A 6,853-nucleotide genomic window follows, 5' to 3' on the forward strand; every position below is an offset into this window, starting at 1 on the left:
GACCCTACATCACCGATGGTGAAAAGAACGCGCGTATCCCGAAGGATCGCGAACCGCCAACCCTGACCGAGGCTGAGTGCGTCGAATTGCTTGCAGCGGCCCCGTTCCGACCCAAGCGCGGGTTCGGCAAGGGCGCCAAAGGAAAGGCAGCGAGCAAGAAGACCGCGGAAAAAACTGCGGCGAAAAAGGCGCCCGCGAAGAAGGCCGTGAAGAAGGCCGTGAAGAAGGCCGTGAAGAAGGCAGCGAAAAAGAAGACGGCAAGCAAGAAGACCGCAGGTAAAAAGACTGCGGCGAAGAAAGCAGTCAAGAAAACTGCAATCAAGAAGTCTGCCGACAGCGCGCCCTCCGCAAGCGAACGTTGATGGAAGCATCCATTGCTGCCGCGGCTGCTGCGCTCCGCTCCGGCGGGGTCATCGCCTACCCGACCGAGGCGGTCTGGGGGCTGGGCTGCGATCCACACAATGAAGTCGCCGTTCGTCGGATATTTGCCTTGAAGCAGCGCCCGCAAGGTGCCGGAGTGATCTTGATTGGAGCTGATTTTTCGCAGATCCAGCCCTTTCTCGGAGAATGCTCCAGCGAGGTCGTAGCGCGCGCCATGGCCAGTTGGCCTGGACCGAACACCTGGATTTTTCCGCGAAACAATGACGTTCCTGCATGGATCGTCGGCGAACATGCCGGCATCGCGGTCCGAATCACTTCCCATCCGATAGCTCGCGCCGTGTGTGTCGCGTATGGTGCGGCGATTGTTTCGACCAGTGCAAATACCCACGGTCAGGAAGCGGCCCGAAGCGAAGAGGCGGTGCGACTGACGTTTGGCGATCAGTTGGATGCCATCGTCAGCGGACCACTCGGGGGCCTTGAGCGCCCAACCGTATTACGCGACGCTATCAGCGGGAAAGTGCTGCGTCACTGAGGGATGGATGATGTCCGCTGTTGTTGTTCCGGGGCGAGTTGCAGATCCCGCAGGAGAGTTGCTGCTTCTGGGGCACGCAGACAGTGAGCGCGTTTTTGCCTGGCGCGACGGTCGTCCGGTCTGCGTGCGTGAGTTTCTTGCTGATGTCGCCGACGCGGCTGCGCTGTTGCCCGAAACTGGTAGTGCGATCAACCTTTGTGATGATCGCTATCTGTTCTTGGTCGGCTTCTGTGCGGCGGCCAGTCGTGGTCATATCAGTCTGCTGCCCTCGTCACGAGCCTTGCAGGTCATCGCCGATGTCCGCGCGAACTATGCGGGGACCTACCTGCTTGGTGAGTCGCATGGCGGTGACGCCCATGGTGAGATGTTTTGTCTGCCCCGGTTCGACTCGGCAACCGGTCTCTCACGATGCCCCAACCCGCATCCTTCGGTCATTGAGACGACAGCGGCGGCCATCGGCTTCACCTCGGGCAGTACCGGCCAACCGAAGGCCAACATCAAGACCTGGCAAAACTTTCGACTCGGCAGTGCGCTGAATATCGACGCGTTGTGTTCGGTGCTGACGTTGCAAGCAGGCGAAACGGCTCAGGTCCTCGCCACGGTTCCGCCCCAGCATATGTACGGCATGGAACTGTCGGTACTGCTACCGCTGTTCGGACCATTCTCCGTGCATTCCGGAAGACCCTTGTTTCCAGCCGACATCGCCGCAGAGCTGGAGACACTTCCCATGCCACGCGTGCTTGTGACCACACCTGTTCATCTGCAGGCCTTGTTGCGCGCACCATTGAATCTGCCTTCCATTGCGGCCATCGTTTCGGCTACCGCTCCGTTGACGAGCGAGTTGGCGAAGGCGGCTGAAGCGAGGTTCGCAACGAAAGTCATCGAGTTGTTCGGCTCAACCGAGACTTGCGTCATTGCCCATCGTCGCACGGCAGCAGAAGCCAAGTGGCACCTGTATCCGGATGTGAATCTCAGTCCGCTTCCCGATGGAACCGTGGTCAATGCCGGACATCTCTCCGACCCGGTTGGGCTACAGGACATTGTTGAACTGCATGCGGATCGACAATTCACATTGTCCGGGCGCAATGCAGATTTGCTCGAAATCGCCGGCAAACGCGCCTCGCTCGCCGACTTGACCCGGCGCCTGAATGCGCTGGAAGGCGTGCATGACGGCGTGGTTTTCCAGCTCGATGCTTCCGAGACGTCGAACGTGCGTCGGATCGCCGCGCTGGTTGTCGCACCGGGGCGCTCGGACAAGGAGCTCCGGGCCATGCTGCGCAAGGAAATCGATCCGGTGTTCCTGCCGAGACCGTTGCGCATCGTCGATCGCCTCCCGCGCAACGAGACAGGCAAGTTGCCGCGTCAGGCCCTGATTTCAGCGCTCCAGCAAGACTGAACTGAACACCGGCAATCACCTCGTCGCTCAATCAAAACCATTTGCAAAAATGGGCGCTTCGGGAATCCGGTACTCGAAGGAGCCGATATCGCAGCGGGCCGAACCGTTGCCGTCGCCATCGACCGGGCGTGCCGTGCCAAGCACATCCGATGGCGAGCAACGCGACCAGTCCGAATCGCTCGGCGCGCCCGCCGCGCCGCCATCAATCGCCAGGCCTCCCGCGACCAGCGGCCAGTACTGGTTGCCGATCGCGGTGGAAATCGGACCAGCCGGTGACAGGCCAATCGCGTCGTTGTCGGCAACCGGGAATGCGCCAGCGGCCGAGCAGCTTTGAAACGAGCCCTCCTCGATGCTGAGGCTGTTGCCCACCGAGGCGTCTATCGGCACGACGCCGGGCTCGAACTCACACGAACTGGCGACCCCGGCAGTGCCGCTATCGCCGAAGATGATCGAGTGCGATGTCTGCAGCAGGCTTCCGGCGCGGATCGCCATGTGTCTGCCGCGAATGCCGGACACCAGATCGTTGTCGACGAAGGTCGCATTGCGTTGCGAGTAGCGCAGCCCAGGCCAGTCGAAGTAGACGCCACCGCCATCAAGCTCGGCGGTGTTGGACGCGATCAGCGAATTCTCGATCTTGAATTCAGCCGTCGTCTGGCCGCCGGCACCGGCGTTGCTTGCTGCCAGCGCACCGCCAGCCAGCGCGCTGTTGTCGACAAAACTGCTGCGATTGATGTGGGTCTTGGCCGCGAGCGAATGGATGGCGCCGCCGATCCGGCTCAGGTTCTGCGCAATGGCGGATACGCGCTCTATGCTGTTGGATTGGAAGTGACTGTCGATAATGGTGAGGTAACCTGCCTCGGCACTCAGAAAAGCAATCGCGCCTCCCCAGGCCTGATGCTCGTTGGACAGTACCTTGTTTTCGATGAAGCCGGTGCGCTGGATCAGCACGGTGCCATAGTAGATCGCAATGGCACCGCCTGCGGCGCTAACCGAGTTGGGCGGCACGATGCCGAGCTGGTCGCCGGTATTCGCCTCGTTGCGATAGAACAGACTATCGCGAATGGTCAGCCCACCCACCGAAAAGATCGCGCCGCCGAAGGCACCGGTGCCGTCGATGGCATTGCCCTGGGACTGGCAGAAAGCGAACGTCACACGATCGATCTCGATCTGGATATCCGCTCTGGCCAACTGGGCATTCAGGCAATTCCCCAGTCCTCGCCCGAATCCACTGATAACCGACAGATCGCGCAACTTCAGGCGCCGGGCATCGGGTCCGACATGCAGCAGCGTATTCGCAAACGTGAAGCCATTGCCGCGGACCGCTTCGAGCGTGATGCGATCGCTGGAAAACAGGTCGCTGGGCTCACCGCCATCGATGATCACGTCCGGATGATTGATCGACGGCCACGGGCTGGCGACCAGCGGCCGGATGCGGCGTTGGCCGATCGGCAGATCGAACTCGATGATCTGCTGCTCGGTGGCATCGGCCGCATTGGCCTGGGTCAAGGCCCAGGTGAAAGAACCGACGCCACTCGGTCCGGACTGAGTGACCGTCCAGTTGGCGGCGTTCGCAGTGCCGGTGGCGATCAACAGGGCGAGGATCAAGCCGGTGCGACGCATCATGGCGCAGCTTCCATGGCGCCGATCCGCGCAACGACCCGCGCGGCGAGTGAGTGGGCGGTGTCGGTCGGCATCGGATTCGAGGCGATCAATGTCACCAGCCAATGGTCGACGCCAACACTGATCTGCAGGCCATCCGGACTGAGTACGGCATCGTAGCCGTTGATGTCGGTTCGCTGGCCGGCCGACTCACCGTTGGCCAAGCGTTCAAGCTGACGTGTCACGCGTGCGGTGTCCTTGGCCGGGTGCAGCACCAGACGCAGGGATCGATGCGAGGCGGTATCGGCAAACAGGCATTCGGACTCGAACTTGCCCGACCGCGGCTTGCGGGTGATGGCCGATTCGGGTCCCGGCAATACGGCACCAAGATCGGCAGCGAGGATGGCGGAACACGGATTCGCCAGCCAATTCGCATGGGGCGCCTGTGCACTGGCGCTGCAAACTGCTGTCGCGGCGGCAAGGGTGACGCCGGACATTACGATGGATCTGAATGGGAATGAAGCTCTCAAAACGTTGACTCCGCAGCAGGACTTGTTGCGGAGTACGCAAACCGCAGGAAAAAAGCGTCACGGTCCATGCCGAAAGGACAGGATTCGGTGCGCAATCCGGAACACGAGCTGATTTACGGATCAACGTGCCTCGTCGCTCAACACTTTCATCCACGCTTGAGCACGCCGCCATTCGCGCTGCACCGTGCTGCGCGAAAGCGACAGGGCTTCGGCCGTTTCGATCTCGCTCAATCCGGCAAAGTATCGGCATTCGACCACGCGCACCGGACGTTTGCCCAGCGCAGCAAGTCGTTGCAACGCGAGATCGGTGTCCACGATTTGCTCCGGACTCAGCGCGTTGAGCTCTTCCTCGTCGATGGCCGTGCCAAGGGTGACCTGGAGCCAGGCTCCGCCACGCTTTGCGGCGAGATGGCGGCGTGCATGGTCGACGATGATCTGACGCATCGCCGATGCGGCGATGGCGCGCAGATGCAACGCGGATTGCGACGACCTTGTCGAGCCCAACAGGCGCAGGCAAGCTTCCTGTACCAGCGCACCGGTATCCAGCGTGGGGCCGCGCCGGTGTGCGGCAAGCGCTCGTGTCGCCAGTTTTTGCAGCTCCGGATAAAGCGACGAGAACAGTTGCTCGGCTGCCTTCGGGTCGCCATCGCGCCATGCGCGGATCAGCGTGTCATGGGATTTCATGGACAGGGCTCCACTCGTTGAACGCACGGTCAGTCTGGCGCGGCCTTTTGCCCACGCTTCGACCAGCAGTTTAGATCAGAGCCTGCTGCAGCTATGCTTTCGACGATGAATTTACCAACCGATTCCACCAGACCTGTCCCGAATACGTCGGACGACGAGCAATTGCGACAGACGGACGCGCTGCTTGAGCGTCTGCTGTCGCTGGCACCGGACGAACGCGCAGTTGAGCTCGAACGGCTGTATCTGGAAAAGCCAGCATTGGCCAATCGGCTGATTCACTTGTTGCAGGCCTGGGAAGCACAAGACGACCATGCCACACCAACGGGGGCCGCGATCAAGCATTTGACGACCGCGCTTCCGCTGCAGGCGGGCACGCGAGTCGGCGCGTTCGTGATCGATGCGCTTCTCGGTCACGGCGGCATGGGCGAGGTCTACGCCGCGCACCGCTTTGATGGCCAGTTCGAGCAAACGGTCGCCATCAAGCGCATCCTTGATACGCCGCTTCTGGATCGCGCCCAGGCTGCCGAACATCTGACCCGCGAGCGAGCACTGCTGGCCCGACTCAGTCATCCGGGTCTGGCGACGGTTCTCGATGGCGGTATCGACGACGACGGTTATCCATGGCTGGCGATGGAGATGATCGACGGCGTTCGACTGGATCGTCACCTGCTGGAAGCACGCCCGCCATTTGAAGCCCGCTTTGCCCTGTTGCTGCAATTGGTCGACGTCGTTGGCTATGCCCATCGCCAATTGGTGGTGCACGGCGATCTGAAGCCGGCCAACCTGATGGTCGAAAGCGATGGACGACTGCGCGTACTGGATTTTGGTATTGCACGGTCACTGGTCGAAGATCACGGCAGTGCGCCTTCTGCCGCCGTGACACCGGGCTGGAACAGCCCCGAGCAAGGCCGGGGCGAAATACCGGGAGTGGCGTCGGATCAATACCAGATCGGCCTGCTCGCGCGTGCCATCTTCGCCAATGGCCTGCGCGGAGAAGCCGATCGAAAAGGCAATCTGCGTGCTCTTGCGCGTTGCAACGACGCCTACACGCACAAGCAGATTGACACGGATCTGGACGCCATCATTGAACACTGCCTGGCGGATCACCCGGAGCAGCGTTATCCCGATCTCGGTGGATTGCGTGCGGATTTGATCGCCTGGCGCGGGCGCGAACCGATCAGCCTGCGCGAAGGAAAACCGCTGTATCGGCTGGGCTGTTTCCTTCGACGCAATCCGCTGGGTTCGGCGTTGGCCGCGAGTTTGTTGATGGTGCTGTGCGCCGGATCGCTGGCACTCTGGCAGCAGAATCGGAACCTGCGCGCGGCCACATACGCTGCGCAAACATCCGCCGCGCAGGCGGTCGCCGAAACCCGGCGCCAGGATCAGGTGCTCGGATTCCTTGAAGAGACGCTTGCCGCAGCCGATCCTCGCGGCAGCGCTGGCGCGGTGCAATCGGTGGATGCATTGCTCGATGTCGCCTCTGACGGTATCGATATCGAATTCTCGGCCGATCCCTCACTGCGTACCGAGGTGCGTGCCATGCTGGCATTCATTGCATTGCGTCGTGAAGACAATCAGCGGGCCAAGACCCTCCTCGCTGCCGCGGAAGCGGATTCAGACCGCGGCATCCGCCCTCGCGCCATGGCGGCATTGCAGTTGCTCCAGGGCGATATCGCATTCTATGCCGGCGACGCGGAAAAGGCCGAAACGCTTTATCAGCAGGCATTGGCG

Annotated in this window: 7 protein-coding genes; 4 read left to right on the top strand and 3 right to left on the bottom strand. The window is 61.6% G+C overall.

All coding sequences use genetic code 11. The features are described 5' to 3' along the window. The 3 genes from VFN25_RS01270 to VFN25_RS01280 form a co-directional block, all read left to right on the top strand. Window positions 1-362, top strand: a 362-nt coding sequence (locus VFN25_RS01270) for a topoisomerase C-terminal repeat-containing protein (RefSeq protein WP_325137979.1), incomplete at its 5' end; no start/stop codon positions are given. Next, window positions 362-913: an L-threonylcarbamoyladenylate synthase gene (locus tag VFN25_RS01275; protein ID WP_325137981.1), complete on the top strand. Its 552-nt coding sequence runs from the start codon at window positions 362-364 to the stop codon at window positions 911-913. The genes VFN25_RS01270 and VFN25_RS01275, both read left to right, overlap by 1 nt. 10 nt (window positions 914-923) lie before the next feature. Beyond that, complete coding sequence (locus VFN25_RS01280) at window positions 924-2,309, top strand: AMP-binding protein (RefSeq protein ID WP_325137983.1); 1,386 nt, start codon at window positions 924-926, stop codon at window positions 2,307-2,309. 27 nt (window positions 2,310-2,336) lie between these two features. On the opposite strand, the gene VFN25_RS01285 is transcribed toward VFN25_RS01280, so the two are convergent. From VFN25_RS01285 to VFN25_RS01295, 3 genes are all read right to left on the bottom strand, one after another. After that, complete coding sequence (locus VFN25_RS01285; RefSeq protein ID WP_325137985.1) at window positions 2,337-3,932, bottom strand: hypothetical protein; 1,596 nt, start codon at window positions 3,930-3,932, stop codon at window positions 2,337-2,339. Continuing rightward, the gene (locus tag VFN25_RS01290; RefSeq protein WP_325137987.1) at window positions 3,929-4,405 is read right to left on the bottom strand and encodes a hypothetical protein; all 477 of its coding nucleotides are present in this window, start codon (window positions 4,403-4,405) and stop codon (window positions 3,929-3,931) included. The genes VFN25_RS01285 and VFN25_RS01290 overlap by 4 nt, the downstream gene beginning before the upstream one ends. Before the next feature lie 153 nt (window positions 4,406-4,558). Continuing rightward, the gene (locus tag VFN25_RS01295) at window positions 4,559-5,122 is read right to left on the bottom strand and encodes an ECF-type sigma factor (RefSeq protein ID WP_325137989.1); all 564 of its coding nucleotides are present in this window, start codon (window positions 5,120-5,122) and stop codon (window positions 4,559-4,561) included. Between the two features lie 105 nt (window positions 5,123-5,227). On the opposite strand from VFN25_RS01295, the gene VFN25_RS01300 reads away from it, so the two are divergent. Continuing rightward, the coding region (locus tag VFN25_RS01300) for a serine/threonine-protein kinase (protein WP_325137991.1) at window positions 5,228-6,853 on the top strand (1,626 nt) is incomplete at its 3' end.

The sequence above is a fragment of the Dokdonella sp. genome (assembly GCF_035703485.1).
Lineage (GTDB): Bacteria > Pseudomonadota > Gammaproteobacteria > Xanthomonadales > Rhodanobacteraceae > Dokdonella.